Source organism: Intrasporangium sp. Soil_C_50, from assembly GCF_057656595.1.
In genome coordinates this window covers 206,270-222,042 of the sequence record NZ_JBDGKB010000001.1, presented here as the reverse complement: position 1 = coordinate 222,042, position 15,773 = coordinate 206,270, and the positions used below count along the sequence as shown (strand labels likewise).

Annotated in this window: 14 protein-coding genes; 11 read left to right on the top strand and 3 right to left on the bottom strand. The window is 72.7% G+C overall.

Annotated features, from left to right (window positions below; all coding sequences use genetic code 11):
• Nucleotides 1-13 precede the first annotated feature (13 nt).
• Nucleotides 14-757 carry a 16S rRNA (uracil(1498)-N(3))-methyltransferase gene (locus AC3A5R_RS01095; protein WP_487618942.1) on the top strand — a complete coding sequence of 248 codons (744 nt, stop codon included), beginning with the start codon at nucleotides 14-16 and terminating at the stop codon, nucleotides 755-757.
• 18 nt (nucleotides 758-775) lie between these two features.
• Here AC3A5R_RS01095 and AC3A5R_RS01090 read toward each other — a convergent pair whose 3' ends face one another.
• Nucleotides 776-1,990, bottom strand: coding sequence for a Gmad2 immunoglobulin-like domain-containing protein (locus AC3A5R_RS01090; RefSeq protein WP_487618941.1), 1,215 nt, complete (start codon nucleotides 1,988-1,990; stop codon nucleotides 776-778).
• Nucleotides 1,987-2,646 (bottom strand): SigE family RNA polymerase sigma factor, encoded by a 660-nt coding sequence (locus tag AC3A5R_RS01085; RefSeq protein ID WP_487618940.1) that lies wholly within the window; start codon nucleotides 2,644-2,646, stop codon nucleotides 1,987-1,989. The genes AC3A5R_RS01090 and AC3A5R_RS01085 overlap by 4 nt, the downstream gene beginning before the upstream one ends.
• A 67-nt stretch (nucleotides 2,647-2,713) precedes the next feature.
• Here AC3A5R_RS01085 and AC3A5R_RS01080 point away from each other — a divergent pair, with 67 nt between their 5' ends.
• From AC3A5R_RS01080 to era, 6 genes are read left to right on the top strand one after another with little or no spacing between them, the layout of a single operon-like run.
• A complete protein-coding gene (locus AC3A5R_RS01080; protein WP_487618939.1) occupies nucleotides 2,714-3,073 on the top strand; it encodes an HIT domain-containing protein in 360 nt (119 codons plus the stop codon).
• Nucleotides 3,070-4,665, top strand: a complete 1,596-nt coding sequence (locus tag AC3A5R_RS01075; protein ID WP_487618938.1) for a S10 family peptidase — start codon at nucleotides 3,070-3,072, stop codon at nucleotides 4,663-4,665. The genes AC3A5R_RS01080 and AC3A5R_RS01075 overlap by 4 nt, the downstream gene beginning before the upstream one ends.
• Nucleotides 4,666-4,678: 13 nt before the next feature.
• Nucleotides 4,679-5,914: a PhoH family protein gene (locus AC3A5R_RS01070; protein ID WP_487618937.1), complete on the top strand. Its 1,236-nt coding sequence runs from the start codon at nucleotides 4,679-4,681 to the stop codon at nucleotides 5,912-5,914.
• On the top strand, nucleotides 5,911-6,378 hold the full coding sequence (gene ybeY, locus AC3A5R_RS01065; RefSeq protein ID WP_487618936.1) for an rRNA maturation RNase YbeY: 468 nt from the start codon (nucleotides 5,911-5,913) through the stop codon (nucleotides 6,376-6,378). Before AC3A5R_RS01070 ends, ybeY begins: the two co-directional genes overlap by 4 nt.
• Nucleotides 6,379-6,385: 7 nt before the next feature.
• Nucleotides 6,386-7,702: a hemolysin family protein gene (locus AC3A5R_RS01060; RefSeq protein WP_487618935.1), complete on the top strand. Its 1,317-nt coding sequence runs from the start codon at nucleotides 6,386-6,388 to the stop codon at nucleotides 7,700-7,702.
• A complete protein-coding gene (era, locus tag AC3A5R_RS01055) occupies nucleotides 7,680-8,651 on the top strand; it encodes a GTPase Era (protein WP_487618934.1) in 972 nt (323 codons plus the stop codon). The genes AC3A5R_RS01060 and era overlap by 23 nt, the downstream gene beginning before the upstream one ends.
• Nucleotides 8,652-8,725: 74 nt before the next feature.
• On the opposite strand, the gene AC3A5R_RS01050 is transcribed toward era, so the two are convergent.
• A complete protein-coding gene (locus tag AC3A5R_RS01050; protein WP_487618933.1) occupies nucleotides 8,726-9,718 on the bottom strand; it encodes a ScyD/ScyE family protein in 993 nt (330 codons plus the stop codon).
• Nucleotides 9,719-9,947: 229 nt separating this feature from the next.
• Between AC3A5R_RS01050 and AC3A5R_RS01045 the strand changes: the two genes are divergently transcribed.
• The 4 genes from AC3A5R_RS01045 (at nucleotide 9,948) to AC3A5R_RS01030 (ending at nucleotide 15,770) form a co-directional block, all read left to right on the top strand.
• Nucleotides 9,948-10,103 carry a hypothetical protein gene (locus AC3A5R_RS01045; RefSeq protein ID WP_487618932.1) on the top strand — a complete coding sequence of 52 codons (156 nt, stop codon included), beginning with the start codon at nucleotides 9,948-9,950 and terminating at the stop codon, nucleotides 10,101-10,103.
• Nucleotides 10,100-11,557, top strand: coding sequence for a DUF5956 family protein (locus AC3A5R_RS01040; RefSeq protein ID WP_487618931.1), 1,458 nt, complete (start codon nucleotides 10,100-10,102; stop codon nucleotides 11,555-11,557). The genes AC3A5R_RS01045 and AC3A5R_RS01040 overlap by 4 nt, the downstream gene beginning before the upstream one ends.
• 810 nt (nucleotides 11,558-12,367) lie before the next feature.
• A complete protein-coding gene (leuA, locus tag AC3A5R_RS01035) occupies nucleotides 12,368-14,137 on the top strand; it encodes a 2-isopropylmalate synthase (RefSeq protein WP_487618930.1) in 1,770 nt (589 codons plus the stop codon).
• A gap of 16 nt (nucleotides 14,138-14,153) precedes the next feature.
• Complete coding sequence (locus tag AC3A5R_RS01030; RefSeq protein WP_487618929.1) at nucleotides 14,154-15,770, top strand: hypothetical protein; 1,617 nt, start codon at nucleotides 14,154-14,156, stop codon at nucleotides 15,768-15,770.
• The last annotated feature ends 3 nt before the right edge of the window (nucleotides 15,771-15,773 follow it).

The following is a 15,773-nucleotide window of genomic DNA, read 5'->3' as shown; positions in this document are numbered from 1 at the left end:
GCAGGATGGCGCCGTGACCCACCAGCTCTTCCTCGGCGACCCCGACGCCGTCGCCCGCGCCGTCGTCGGCTCGACGCTCGTCCTCGGCGGGGACGAGGGCCGGCACGCCGCCACCGTCGTGCGGCTGCGCGTCGGCGAGCGCTGCTACGTCGCCGACGGGCAGGGCCGACGCGTCCTGCTCGAGGCGACGCACGTCGACCGGGCGGAGGTGGCCGGCACGGTGGTCGAGGTGAGCGACGAGCCGGAGCCGGCGCCGCGCCTCGTCCTCGTCCAGGCCCTCGCCAAGGGCGACCGCGACGAGCAGGCGATCGAGGCGGCCACCGAGCTCGGCGTCGACGAGGTCGTGCCGTGGCAGGCCGAGCGGTCGGTCGTCGTGTGGCGCGGGGATCGCGCCGCCAAGTCGCTCGCCAAGTGGGCCGCCGTCGTCACCCGGGCGACGAAGCAGTCGCGCCGGGCGCGCACGCCCGTCACGGCCGAGCACGTCGGCCTCACGGCGCTCGCCACCCGCGTCGGTGACAGTGCCCTGACGCTCGTGCTCCACGAGGACGCCACCGAACCGCTCGCCACCGTCGACCTGCCGAACCACGGCGACGTGCTCGTCGTCGTCGGGCCCGAGGGCGGCATCAGCGGCCGGGAGCTCGACGCGCTCGTCGAGGCCGGCGCCCGGCCCGTGCGCCTCGGCGCGACGATCCTGCGGTCCTCATCGGCCGGGCCGGCGGCGCTCGCCGTCCTGCTCGCCCGCTCCCGCTGGCGCTGACCCAACGGGGGGTGGGCGTCAGCGGACGGTGAAGGGGACGACCTGCTCGGCGTCGGTCGACCCGTCCTTGGGGCTCGACTCGAGCACGACCACGCCGTAGTCACCCGGCGGGAGCGCCTTGAGCTGGAACGCGTACGCCCCCCGCCCCGGCGCGGCCACGGTGGCCGTCGTGCTGCCCGTGGCGAGGAGGTCCGACCGTGCATCGAACAGCTGCCACTCGACGTTGGCCTCGAAGGTGCTCGCGACGCCCTTGACGGTGATCGCCTGTCCGGCCTTCACCGTGCTCCCGCGTGCGGGCTGGTCGATCCACAGTGGGGACAGGACGCCGTAGACCCCCATGGCGTCCTGCGGACGCTGGTGCGCCTGGCCCGAGGACATGCCCGGCGCGACGTCCCCGCCGCCCTTGACGACGAGTACGACCGGCTTCGTGCCCTGGCCGACGCCGGCCTGGGCCGTCCAGACGAGCTGCTGCACGGCGAGGTCGGCCGACGCCGCCGCTCCGCTCGGCAGGCCCCCGGAGAGTGTGACGACGATGCGGCCCGAGCCGTCGAGCGTCACGGACACCGGGGTCACGCCGAGCCACGGCGACGCGTACCTCGACGACGTGGGAACGCGGCCCATAGCGAGCCTCAGCGCGGCGAGCGCCCGCGCCTCGGGCCCGCCGGGCGACGCGACGGAGGTACGGACGAACTCCCGGAACAGCCGCAGGTCGGACGGGCCCGACGAGGCGGTGGAGAGAGGGCCGACGTAGTAGACGGGCACGCTGGCGCTGGTGGTGGCCGGCGGAACGGGCGGCGACGACGGGCCCTGCGCGGTCTGGGTCGTGACGGTCGAGGGCCCCGACGCGGACGGCGCGCTGCTCGCCGACGGGGCGCTCGTCGGCACGACCGCACTGGTCGGCTGACCGGCCACCGGCGGCGTCGGGCTGCTGCCGCGGGTCGCGGCCCACACGCCACCCGCGACGAGGACCGCCGCGGCGGCCGCGGCCACGGGCACGAGCCACCGGTGCGGCCGTCCGCCGGGACCGGTGGGGCCGCCGGAGCCGGGCCCCCCGGTGCCGGCCGGTCCGCTGCGGGCCTCGGTGAGGATGACCCCAAGGCGGTCGCTCGGGTCGATGGCGGCGGCGTCGTCGGCGAGGCCTCGGCGCAGGCGGTCCTCGACGGGTCGCAGGGCTGCTCCGATGGCGACCGGGTCGTCGGTGCCCTCGGGGCGTCGGTTCGGGTCGGTGTTCATGAGGGCTCCGTGCGGTCGATGGTGCGGCGCAGTGCGCTCAGCCCGCGGTGGGCGTGCGTCTTGACGGCGCCGGCGGAGATGTCGAGGGTCCGGGCGATCTGCGCCTCGGAGAGGTCGGCGTAGTAGCGGAGCACGAGGACCTCGCGCTGTCGTTCGGGAAGGTCGCGCAGCGCGTCGACCATGGCGTCGCGGCCCACGGCGTGCATCGCGTGCGCCTCGGCGCTGCCGACGGCGTCGCGTCCGGGCGCGTCTGCGGCGGCTGCCTCACGGGCGGTGTGCCGGTCGACGACGACCGCGTGCCGCTGCACCGAGCGGCAGCCGTTGACGACCGCGGTCTGCAGGTAGGCGACGACACGGCCCGAGTCGCGGATCGAGGACCACTGCCGGTGCGTGGCCACGAACGCGTCCTGCACGACGTCCTCGGCGGCGGCCTGGTCGCGCAGGAGCAGCCAGCCGAGGCGCACGAGGCGGTCCCAGTGCGCGTGGTAGAGCTCGGTGACGGCGACGTCGGGGTCGACCGGCAGCTCGCGGTGGGCGGCGTGGTGCGGGGACGGGCGCAGCGGCGCGGGCCCGGCGGGGCGGTCCGGGCCTCCGGCGCCGCTGGGGCCTCCGGGGTCGGGACGCCCGGCCGGGCGGTCCACCCGGTCCGACGGCATACGCAACGTTCTCACGGACAGGAGACGCACAGGTGCACGTCCGGGTTGACACACCTAGGGTGCATCCATGACCTCGCACACCTCGGGTGACTGCCTGTTCTGCAAGATCGTCGCCGGCGACATCCCCTCCGACCGGGTGGCCGAGACCGAGCGCTCCATCGCCTTCCGCGACATCAGCCCGGCCGCGCCGGTGCACGTCCTCGTCGTGCCGCGCCGCCACGAGCCGACAGTCGGGGCCCTCGCCACCGCCGCCGGCGAGGACCTCACCGACGTCTTCCGGCTCGCCCAGCAGGTCGCCGACGCCGAGGGTGTCGGCGATGCCCACCGCCTCATCGTCAACACCGGGAGCAGCGCGGGCCAGACGATCTTCCACGCGCACGTCCACGTGCTCGGCGGCGCCGCCTTCACCGAGAAGGGCATGGTGTGAGCGACCAGCGACCGGCCCCGGCCACCGACGAGGGCGAGGCCGACGCCGGTCTCCCGTCGACCAGCACCGGCGCGGTCGCGTCCGGCACCTCGCGCACGTCGAGCGCCTCGGGCGCCTCGGGTGCTGACGCGTCGGGCGAGGGCAGCCGACCGGCGCCTCCCACGGACGACCTGGTCACGACCCACCACACGCTGCGCGTCGGGCGGCGCCGGCTGCGCTACACGGCGACCACCGGCCGCGTCGTCCTGCGCGAGGAGGACCACAAGGACGGCACGTTCGGTGGCCACACGCCGCGCGCCGAGCTGTCGATGACGACGTACACCCTCGATGACGCCGACCCCCGGACGCGTCCGGTCACCTTCGCCTTCAACGGCGGCCCCGGCAGCTCGAGCGTCTGGCTGCACCTCGGCCTGCTCGGCCCGCGCCGGGTCGTCATGGGCGACGTCGGCGAGCTGGCCCCGCCGCCGTACGACCTCGTCGACAACCCCGAGTCGCTGCTCACCGTGAGCGACCTCGTCTTCATCGACCCGATGTCGACCGGCTACTCCCGGGCCGTCGAGGGCGGCAAGCCGGGCGAGTACCACGGCTACCGCAAGGACATCGAGTCCGTCGGCGAGCTGATCCGGCTCTGGACCTCGCGGAACAAGCGGTGGATGTCGCCGAAGTTCGTGGCGGGGGAGTCGTACGGCACCCTTCGCGGAGCGGCGCTCGCCGAGCACCTCCAGGGCCGGTACGGCATGTACCTCAACGGCATCATCCTCATCTCGAGCGTCCTCGACCTCGGCTCGATCGACTTCGAGAACCAGCGCAACGACCGCGCCCACGCGCTCTACCTGCCGACGTACGCCGCCGTCGCGCACTACCACGGCAAGCACGGACGCCGGTCGCTGCGCGCCGTCGTCGAGGAGGCCGAGGCGCACGCGTCGCGCGACTACCCGTGGGTGCTGGCCCGCGGCTCGCGCCTGACCCGCCGTGAGCGGGCGGACGCGGTCGCGACGCTCGCGCGGCTCTCCGGCCTGAGCGAGGACTACGTCGACCGTGCCGACCTGCGCATCGAGCACTGGCGCTACTTCACCGAGCTGCTGCGCGACCAGCGGCTCTCGGTGGGTCGTCTCGACGCCCGGTTCACCGGCCCCGCGGCCGCGGCCTACGCCGAGAACATGGACGCCGACCCCTCCCACGACGCCATCGCCGGCCCGTACGCCGCCGTCTGGAACCACTACGTGCGCGACGAGCTCGGCTACGAGAGCGACCTGCACTACGAGCAGATCAGCCGGCTCGTGAACCCTTGGAGCTACAAGGAGTTCGAGGGCCGGCCCGTCGACGTATCGCCGCTGCTCGAGCGGGCGATGCGCCAGAACCCGCACCTGCGGGTGCACGTCGCCTACGGCTACTACGACGGTGCGACGCCCCACTTCGCCGCCGAGGACGTCATCGCGCACCTGCAGCTGCCGCCGGAGCGCGTCGCCGCCGACGTCGAGCACGCGTACTACGAGGCCGGACACATGATGTACGTCCACGAGCCCTCCCGCCTGCAGCAGAGCAAGGACCTCGCGGAATTCGTGGTGAGGTCCTCCGGCTCGCCCACGTAGACTCGTGGGCGAGATGAACGACCCATCGCCACGCGGCCACGAGCCCGACAGTCCCGACACTTCCGACAGCCCCGACGCCTCCCACGGCGTCGAGCCCACCGGCCCGGCCGGTGCGAGCGCCACCAGCGCCCCGAGGACCACGAGCGGACCCGTCCTGACCCGGGAGATCCCACCGCCGGTCGAGATGGTCGCCCTCCTCGGCCCTCGCGACGAGCTGCTGCGCACCATGGAGCGCCAGTTCCCGCTCGTCGACACGCACGTGCGCGGCAACGCCATGACCTTCTCCGGCCCGGCCGGGGAGCTCGACATCATCGACGGGCTCCTCGACGAGCTGCTCACCATCGTCGCCACCGGGCAGCCGCTGAACCGTGACGCCGTCGAGCGCTCGATCGCGATGCTGCGCAGCCAGACCAAGGAGCGCCCCGCGGACGTCCTGACGATGAACATCATCAGCAACCGCGGCCGCACGATCCGTCCGAAGACCCTCAACCAGAAGCGCTACGTCGACGCCATCGACGAGCACACGATCGTCTTCGGCATCGGCCCCGCCGGCACGGGCAAGACCTACCTGGCGATGGCCAAGGCCGTCGCGGCGCTGCAGGCCAAGCAGGTCAACCGGATCATCCTGACGCGTCCGGCCGTCGAGGCGGGCGAGCGGCTCGGCTTCCTGCCCGGCACCCTCAACGACAAGATCGACCCGTACCTGCGCCCGCTCTACGACGCCCTGCACGACATGGTCTCGCCCGAGACGATCCCCAAGCTCATGGCGTCGGGCACCATCGAGGTCGCGCCGCTGGCCTACATGCGCGGCCGCTCGCTCAACGACGCGTTCATCATCCTCGACGAGGCCCAGAACACCTCGAGCGAGCAGATGAAGATGTTCCTGACGCGTCTCGGGTTCGGCAGCAAGATGGTCGTCACCGGCGACATCACCCAGGTCGACCTGCCCGGTGGCACCCACTCGGGGCTCATGGTCGTGCGCGACATCCTCGACGGCGTCGAGGACATCCACTTCGCCGAGCTGACCTCGCACGACGTCGTGCGCCACCGCCTCGTCAGCGCCATCGTGGACGCCTACGACCGCAGCTCCTCGCGGCAGGAGCGCCGGGCCGCCCAGCGCCGCGACACGCGTCGGGACGACCGTCGCGACCGTCGGGACCCGCGCGATCGCGGACGCGAGCGCCCGCGGGAGACCGAGCGCAGCGCCGGGCCGGAGCAGGCCGGCGACGCCCGGGAGGCCGGCGCGTGAGCATCGACGTCCTCAACGAGACCGGCGCCGACGTCGACGAGCTCGAGCTGCTGGCGTGCGCGAAGTACGTCATGGAGCAGATGCGCGTGCACCCGCAGGCCGACCTCTGCATCAAGCTCGTCGACGAGCCGGCCATGGAGGTCCTCCACGTGCAGTGGATGGACCTGCCCGGGCCGACGGACGTCATGAGCTTCCCGATGGACGAGCTGCGTCCGGGCCGCGAGGGCCAGGAGCCCGAGGAGGGCACGTTGGGCGACATCGTCCTGTGCCCGTCCGTGGCCACGAAGCAGGCGGTCGAGGCGGGGCACGCCCCCATCGAGGAGATGCTCCTGCTGACGACGCACGGCATCCTGCACCTGCTCGGCTACGACCACGCCGAGCCGGACGAGGAGCGCGAGATGTTCGAGCTGCAGCGCCAGCTGCTGCTGACGTTCCTCGCGACGCGCAACCGCCCCGGCGCCTGAGGCCAGCGTGCTACCCCAGCTCGTCCTCCCGGCGCTCATCAGCATCGTCGCCGCCTTCGTCCTGTCCGCCTCCGAGGCCGCCATCTTCCGCATGTCGCGGGTACGCGCCCAAGAGCTCTGGGACGAGGGCCGCTCCGGTGCCAAGTCGCTGCTCACGGTCGTCGCCGACTCGCCGGCCTACCTCGCCGTCATCGCGTTCCTGCGCGTCGTCGCCGAGGCCACCACCGCCGTCCTCGTGACGCTGGCCGTCGCCGGTGCGGTCGCCTCGACGTGGGGGCGGGCGCTCATCAGCATCGCGATCATGGCCGTAGTGTCGTTCGTCGTCGTCGGGGTGTCGCCGCGCACTCTCGGCCGGCAGAACTACGACACCGTCGCGCTCTGGAGCGCCCCGTTCGCGGTCGGCCTGCGGCGTGTGCTCGGCCCGGTGGCCAAGCTGCTCGTCGTGCTCGGCAACGCCGTGACCCCCGGCAAGGGCTACTCCGACGGGCCGTTCCAGACCGAGTCCGAGCTGCGCGACCTCGTCGACATCGCCGGTGAGTCCGACGTCATCGAGGAGGACGAGCGGGAGATGATCCACTCGGTCTTCGAGCTCGGCGACACCGTGGCGCGCGAGGTCATGGTGCCGCGCACCGACATGGTGACCCTCGACGCCGACAAGACGCTGCGCAGCGCCATGTCGCTGTTCCTGCGCTCGGGCTTCTCACGCATCCCCGTCGTCGGCGAGGACAGCGACGACGTGCGTGGCCTGCTCTACTTCAAGGACGTCGCGAGGCGTCTCACGGCCGCCCCGGAGGATGCCAAGCACCTCGCGACCGAGGTGATGCGCCCCATGCACTTCGTGCCCGAGAGCAAGCCGGTCGACGACCTGCTGCGCGAGATGCAGCAGGAGCAGAACCACTTCGCGATCGTCGTCGACGAGTACGGCGGCACAGCGGGCCTCGTGACGATCGAGGACATCATCGAGGAGATCGTCGGCGAGATCGCCGACGAGCACGACCGCGAGGCGCCCGGCGTCGAGCAGCTCGAGGACGGCACGCTGCGCGTACCGGCGTCGATGGACATCGACGACCTCGCCGAGCTGTTCGACGTGACGATCGACGAGGACGACGTCGACACCGTCGGCGGACTGCTGACCAAGGTCATCGGACGCGTCCCGATCGTCGGCTCGACCGGCAGCATCGCGGGCCTCGAGCTGACGGCCGAGCGGATGGCCGGACGCCGCCACCGCGTCGCGTCGGTCATCGTGCACCGGGCGCAGGTGGAGGACACTGGCGCCGAGACGAGCGAGACGGAGGAGGCCCATGGCCACGCGAGCGGGCACTGACGACGGCACCGGCAGCGGCCCTGGCAGCACGGGCGGCGAGAAGCCCTACCGGGCCGGGTTCGCCTGTCTCGTGGGCCGGCCCAACGCCGGTAAGTCGACGCTGACCAACGCCCTCGTCGGGCAGAAGGTCGCCATCACGAGCTCGAAGCCGCAGACCACCAGGCACACGATCCGGGGTGTTGCCACGACGCCTGCGGCGCAGCTGATCCTCGTCGACACCCCGGGGCTGCACAAGCCGCGCACGCTGCTCGGCGAGCGGCTCAACGACCTCGTCCGCGAGACGCTGCTCGAGGTCGACGTCATCGGCTTCTGCCTCCCGGCCGACCAGCGTCCGGGCCCGGGTGACGCGTTCATCGCGAACGAGCTGACCGAGCTGCGCTCGGTGCGGCGACGGCCGGTGGTGGCCATCGCGACCAAGGCCGACGCCGTCGACCGCGACCGCCTCGCCGAGCACCTCATCGCCATCGACCGGCTGGGGGAGTGGGACGCGATCATCCCGTGCTCGGCGGTGTCGGGCGAGCAGGTCGAGCAGGTGCGCGACCTCCTGGCGTCCTACCTGCCGGTCTCGCCCCAGCTCTACCCCGACGGCGTCCTCACCGACGAGCCGGAGGCGGTCATGATCGCCGAGCTCGTCCGCGAGGCCGCGCTCGAGGGCGTCCGCGACGAGCTGCCGCACTCGCTGGCCGTCGTCGTCGAGGAGATGGTGCCGCGCGAGGACCGCCCCGCGGACAAGCCCCTGCTCGACGTCCGGGTCAACGTCTTCGTCGAGCGGCCGAGCCAGAAGGCGATCGTCATCGGTCGGGGCGGCTCGCGACTGCGCGAGGTCGGCACCAACGCCCGCAAGGGGATCGAGGCGCTGCTCGGGCAGAAGGTCTTCCTCGACCTGCACGTCAAGGTGGCCAAGGACTGGCAGCGCGACCCGAAGCAGCTGCAGCGCCTCGGCTTCTGACGGGTCCTGACGCGGGCCGACGCGTCGGGTGACCGGTGCGGTCGTCGGCGAACCGACCGCACCGGCGGTGTGGCTCAGAGGCGGATCGTCCAGACCTCATTGCCGAGCGTCACGACGTAGGCCGTGTGCCCGACGACCTGGAAGGACACCGGCCGGTTCAGGCCGGTGGCGACGGCCGTCATCGACCCGTCGTGGGTGACACGCATCAGCGCGCCGGTGTTGGGCTCGGCAGGTGAGCCGGCCGGGTGCCCGGGCACGAAGTAGCCCTGGCTGAGCACGTACAGCCGTGAACCGGGCCCGAACTTCACGTCCACGGCCAGGCGTGCCCCCGACGCCACCTGGCGAGGCGGCCCGAAGTGCTTGCCGAAGCTGACGACCCGGCCGTCCGCCGGCAGGTGCGGCGTCGGCCCGGCGAGCGCCAGGAAGACGCGTCCGCCTCGTGACGTCAGGCCGGTCGGCACGACGTCGGGAAGGGTCTCGACCTCCCTGATGGCGCCGCAGAGCGTCACCTGCAGGACCCGGTTGTGGTGGCCGTCGGTGACGAGGAACGCGCCGCGGTAGGGCAGCATCGCGAACTGCACTCCGGACGGGATGAAGAAGTCGGTCTTGGGCGGGTGGCTGCGTGACCACGCGCCGATGTCGGCGACGACGGTGGAGTGGTGCCGGCCGTCGATGCGGTAGATCCCGTCGACCGCCGTTCCGCCGGTCTCGGGGCCTACGAGGGCGACGAGGGCGTACGCCTTCCCGTCGAGGAAGGCGACGTCCATGACGCCACCGATCCCCGGAGGGTTCTTCTGATTCGGCAGGCCGCTCGCGAACGTCGTGCGGGCCCCGGTGTGGCGGTCGATGCGGCTGATCCGTCCGGCCGCTCCTTCCGCGACGTAGAGAGCACCGTCGGGCCCGATGGCGCTCCCGAAGGCCCCGCGCAGACCGGAGACCAGCAGGTGCGGGGTCGTGGAGTGGTCCGTGTGGTGCGTCGTGCGCTGCGACGCCCACGACGTCGGTGGCGCGACCGCCACCGTCAACGCCACCACCAGGGCGGCGATCCATGAGATGAGTTTCTTCATGGCCCTTGCTCCTCAGTGCCCCGGCGTCTCCAGGGCATCTGTCCAGCGTCCCGCCAGGGCACGGAGTGGGCGGACGAACGGGCGAACACCGGGGACGAGCACGACAAACAGCGTCCCGGGTGGGGGACAGACCGGGCCGTACGGGATGGCGGTCTCATCATTCAGGAACGCCGACCAGCATGTGGAACGCCCTCTGCGGGCCTAGGCTGGGAGCGACGAGGAGGCATCGATGAGCGTGCAGCCCGACCACGAGCTCGAGGTGCTCGAGGACGACCAGAACGTCCCGCCGCGCCCCGAGGAACAGATAGCGGACGTCCGCGACACGCCTGACGCGTCGGGCGATCCGGCGGACGACGCAGCGGACGACGCCCCGACTCCCACATGAGCGAGGCGGCGCTCGACGGGCCGGGGGACCCCTGGGGTCGCGACGACCCACCCGCCGTCGCCGAGGCCGACCTGTCACCGCTGCCGGACTCCTTCGCCCGCATGGTGGCGGGCTTCGACACGGGTGAGCAGCTCGTCGTGGCCGGGGGCGACCGGTCGAGCGTTCCTGGAGCCGCGGAGCTGCCGGAGGTGGCGCCGCTCGTGGCAGCCGGGTGGCACCCCCTTCCGACCGGGCAGGAGGGCAGTGAGGTGGCTCTGCTGCCGGCCGTGTGGCCGCCCGAGCACCGGACCTGGGTACCCGACCGCCTGCCGCGCGTCGCGTTCGTCTCCTACGGCGGCGAGGACTTCTTCGTCGAGCCCGCCCGGGAGAGCGCCGACCACGAGCACTGGCAGCTGGCCCGCTCCGCGAGGTCGCTCGGCCTGCCGGTACCGCCCCGCGGCCGGCTGTGGCTGCTTCGGTCCCCGTGGCCCGACCTTCGCGTCGCGAGCCTGCTCCTGCTGCTGCGCCAGGTGCGCGACGACGACGAGCTGGGCTGGGAGCCGAGCGGGATGGTGGAGGCCGCTCGCCGGGTCCTGTCGGGCACCGAGGAGCAGGCCTGGGCCAGGTGGACCCGGCCCGAGGCCGCGGCCGCGCGCGCCTGGCGTGGCCGCGATGCCCCGGGTCCGGACGTGGACCGGTGGGTCGCGCTGCGGCTGGGCCCGGACGACGTCGAACGCCTCACGACACCGCTGGACCAGGGTGGCGCGGGTCTGACGGTCGGGCAGGCCGCAACGTGGTGCGAGGTGACCTCCATGGGCGACAGAGCGGGCGCGGACGTCGTGCGCCACACGGTCGAATGGCGTCGGGTCGGCCTACCGGCAGATGCCCCGGTCGGCCGGCTGGCGACCGTGATGCGGGAGCGTCAGCCCGACGAGGTCGCTCGTTGGCTGGTGGCCGGTCTCACCGCGGAGGACATCGCCGCGTGGGAGGCCGTCGACCTGCCGCGTGCCCTGCGGTGGCGGGAAGCCGGGTTCGGCGCCCGGGAGGCGCGCGAGCTGGTGCTCGCTGACCCGACGGTGACGCCGGAGGAGGCCCGGTCCTTCGACGACGCCGGCATCGAGCCGTCGCGCCGGGTGCGTTGGGTGGCGGCCGGGTTCTCGGCCGCCGAGGCGCGGGAGTGGACCGACCTCGACGTGGTCTCGTCGGAGGCGCGCGTCTGGCGGTCGCTCGGAAAGGGGCCGGACGACGCCCGGTCGCAGCAGGCGGCGGGAGCACGCGGGCACCTACCGCTGGGGTTCGAGAGCGGGTGGGCGGCCTTCGGGCCCGACCGTGACGACATGGGCTTCGGGGTGACCGACCCGCCCGGCACGCGCGGCAGCCTCGCCGCCGAGCAGCAGATGGTCGAGTGGGGCGTACCGGGCGTCGTGCCCCCGGATTTCGGCGATCTGGGGCCTGAGGAGGGCATCGCCCCCTAGCCTCGTGCCGCCGACCACGTGGGGTTCGGGCGCGACGGGGGAGGTGCGCGTGGACTACTCGTACACGGACGTCACGGACCGCGTCGACCTGCCGACGCCCTATCCCGAGGTCGTGGCGCGCGCAGGCCCCCGTGGCCGCGCGCTCTTCGCTCGGGGTGGGCAGGCATGGACGTGCGCCGCGAGCTCGAGCGGTCCAGCGTCCCCACCAGGGGCCGCTCGGTGCGCGCCCTCGAGTGCGGCGACCCGGCCGACCCGACGGCGGCTGCGGCGCTCGCCGACGCGCACCGCGCCCACGTCGTGGAGCGCGGCTCGCCGAGCACGCAGTTCGCCTCCATCACGGACGCCATCGCATTGCGGTGCAGGGCATTCGAGCACGACGTCCGGGTGCGTCAGCGCGTGGTCCGGGCCGTCTCCGGTCTCTTCGTCCTCGCGGCCGTGACCCTCGGCGTGGTGTCCGGTCTCGTCCCGGTCCTTCGCCACTGGTCCTGGCTCTGGGTGCTCCTCGCTCGGCCCTGCTTGTGGGCGCGGCGAGCCTGGCCCATGGGTGGCTGGTGCGGACGGTGTCCTACGTCCGCTGGATCCGTCCGGGCTTCCGGTAGCGGCGGCTGGGGGAGAGACGCGGGTCTCAGGATGCGGGCAGCGGTCCCGAGGGGTGGACTCGGGCGCGTGGACCGGCATACGGTGAAGCCGTGCGTGCGGTGAGCCTCCTCCTTCGCTGCCGCGACGAGGCCTGATCCCGGCCCTCCTCGTCGCGGAGTTTCCCGTGTCCGGCCGGACACCGAGCGAAACGCAGACGAAGAGAGTGACGCGATGATCCACCCCCAGCAGACGTCGGGAATGCCGTTCGGCAAGTACGTGCCGTTCCACGAGCAGATCCCGTTCGACCTGCCCGACCGCACGTGGCCGACCAAGCGCATCGAGCAGGCTCCTCGCTGGTGCGCCGTCGACCTGCGGGACGGCAACCAGGCCCTCATCGACCCGATGAACTCCGAGCGCAAGCTGCGCATGTTCCAGCTGCTCGTGAAGATGGGCTACAAGGAGATCGAGATCGGGTTCCCGTCGGCGAGCCAGACCGACTTCGACTTCTGCCGCGAGCTCATCGAGGGCGGCCACATCCCCGACGACGTGACGATCCAGGTGCTGACCCAGTGCCGCGACCACCTCATCGAGCGGACCTTCGACGCCATCCGCGGCGCGAAGGAGGCGATCGTCCACTTCTACAACTCGACCTCGATCCTGCAGCGCCGCGTCGTCTTCGGCCTCGACCAGGACGGCATCATCGACATCGCGGTCCAGGGCGCGCGCCTCATCAAGAAGCTCGAGGAGACGATCCCCGACACGACGATCTACTACGAGTACTCGCCCGAGTCCTACACCGGCACCGAGCTCGACTTCGCGATGCGCATCTGCAACGCGGTCATCGACGTCATCGACCCGACGCCGGACCACAAGATGATCGTCAACCTGCCCGCCACCGTCGAGATGATCACCCCGAACGTCTATGCCGACTCGATCGAGTGGATGGTTCGCAACCTCGACCGGCGCGAGTCGCTCGTCGTGAGCCTGCACCCGCACAACGACCGCGGCACGGGCGTGGCGGCCGCCGAGCTCGGCTACCTGGCCGGCGCCGACCGCATCGAGGGGTGCCTGTTCGGCAACGGCGAGCGCACCGGCAACGTCGACCTCGTCACCCTCGGCATGAACCTCTTCAGCCAGGGCGTCGACCCGCAGATCGACTTCAGTGACATCGACGAGATCCGCCGCACCGTCGAGTACTGCAACCAGCTGCCCGTGGGGGAGCGCCACCCCTACGGCGGCGACCTCGTGTTCACCGCGTTCAGCGGTTCGCACCAGGACGCCATCAAGAAGGGCTTCGAGGCGATGGAGGTCGAGGCCAAGGAGCGGGGCACGAGCGTCGACGACCTCGTGTGGGGCGTCCCGTACCTGCCCGTCGACCCGCACGACCTCGGCCGCTCCTACGAGGCAGTCGTCCGCGTCAACAGCCAGTCCGGCAAGGGCGGCGTCTCCTACATCATGAAGTCCGAGCACCAGATGGACCTGCCGCGGCGGCTCCAGATCGAGTTCTCCGGCGTCGTGCAGCGCGGGGTCGACCAGGACGGCGGCGAGGTCGCCCCGGCCGAGCTGTGGGGCCGCTTCCAGGACGAGTACCTGCCCAACCCGGCCCAGCCGTGGGGACGGTTCGAGCTCGTCAACGTCGTCACCGACTCGACGGTCGACGGCGAGAGCACCATCGAGGCGACGGTCACCGACGGTGGTGAGCCCCTGACGGTCACCGGGCGCGGCAACGGCCCGATCGCCGCCTTCCTCGATGCCTTCATGACGATCGAGGGCGCCCCGGACATGCGCGTGCTCGACTACGCCGAGCACGCCCTCTCCGCGGGCGGCGACGCCCGGGCCGCGGCGTACGTCGAGTGCGCCATCGGCCCGCGGGTGCTGTGGGGGGTCGGGGTCGACTCGTCCATCGTCACGGCCTCGCTCAAGGCCGTCGTGTCCGCGTGCAACCGCGCCCACCGCGATCGCATCGCCGAGGAGGCAGCCGCCGGCGACGCGGCGGGGTGAGATAGCGTCACCGTCCATGGACTCCGCCCTCGGCCGGACGCTGCTCCGGCTCGTCGGCGCCTGTCTGCTCGCGGTGGCCGTCGTCGGACTGGTCGCGCCGCGAGCCGTCAACACCCCGTACCGCTGGTACGTCGTGGTGCCGGCCTGCCTCGTGCTGCTGGCCGTGGCAGTGTTCGGCCGCACGCCCCGATGGGTGCGGGCGCGGTGGGTCGGTCCGGTGCTGGCCGTGGGCGGCGGGGTCGTCGCGACGCTCGTCGGCCTCGCCGGGCGCTACGAGTACGGGTGGGACGCCCGTGTGGTCATGGACCTCGCTCGGGCCCTGCACGCCGGCCGCCCGATCGGCGCCGGAGGCTATGACTACCTGTCCCTCTACCCGAACAACCTGCCGCTCCTCGTGATCGACCGTGCGGGGGTCGAGGTGGGCTCGTGGGTGGGGTGGTCGCCAGACGCCGTCCTCGTCGTCCTCACCGGCGCCTGCGTCTCCGTGACGCTGTTCGCCGTCGACGCGCTCGTGCGCCGCGTGAGGGGGCCCGGCGCCGCCATCGGCGCCCAGCTGGTGACGCTCGTCCTGGTCGGCACGAGCCCGTGGCTGGCCGTGCCGTACACCGACTACTTCGCGATGCCGTTCCTGACCGCCGGCGTGGCCCTGGCCGGGCGTGCCCTGCTGCCCGGTGCCGCGAGCGCCGGCGAGGTGTCGGCGCGCGCCCGCACGGGACGCGTCCTGACGTGGGTGGCGGCCGTGGTCTGCTACGGCATCGCCTACGCGATCAAGACGACGCCGGCAGTCGTCGTCATCGCTACGGTGCTCACCGTCGTCGTCGCCGTGTTCGACGGCAACCACGCCCCTCGGGGACGGGTGACCGCCCTGGCCGGCTCCGTCGTGGCGGTGGTCGTGTTCCTCGGGATCGCCGGGGCGACGCCCGTCGTGTCGGCCCGGGCGGCCGGCGTCGACGCGGGTCGCCTGCGCGCCGACGTGACCCCGCCGGTCGTGTGGTGGCTCGCCAACGGGATGAACGAGCAGGTCGGGCCCGGCGGCGTCGTCAACTACGGCACCTACTCGCGCGACATGGTCGAGGCGATCGCCGGGCGCACCCCCGAGCAGGCGACCGACTACGCCCGCACGTACATCGCCGACCGGTGGGCCGAACGCGGGCCCGGCGGGACGCTGGCCTTCTACGCCGACAAGGTGGCGTGGAACTGGGGTGACGGCATGTTCTGGGCGTGGGGGGAGGGCCCGGACTCCCTGCCGGGCAGGCTCGCCGACGCCGATGGGCCCGTCGGGATCGTGCACTCCCTCAACGGGTTCCACGGCTCGGCCTACCACTGGCGTGCCGACGTCACCCAGGCGCTGTGGCTCGCCGTGCTGCTCGTCGCCGGGGCCGGCCTGCTGCGCGCGCCGTACCGGCGTGACGTGCTGCTCGTCGCGCTCACGGTGCTCGGGATCGCGACGTTCACCCTGCTGTTCCAGGGCCGGTCGCGCTACGTGTTCACCTTCGCACCGCTCGTCGTCGCGCTCGCCGCCATGGTGCGGGTGCACGCAGGGACGCCCCGGCGCCGGTTGGGCGCCGTCACGGCAGGCCCCGCGTCAGGCCACGGGTCGGGCAGCGCGGTCGACGCGGCCGACCCCGGCTGAGCC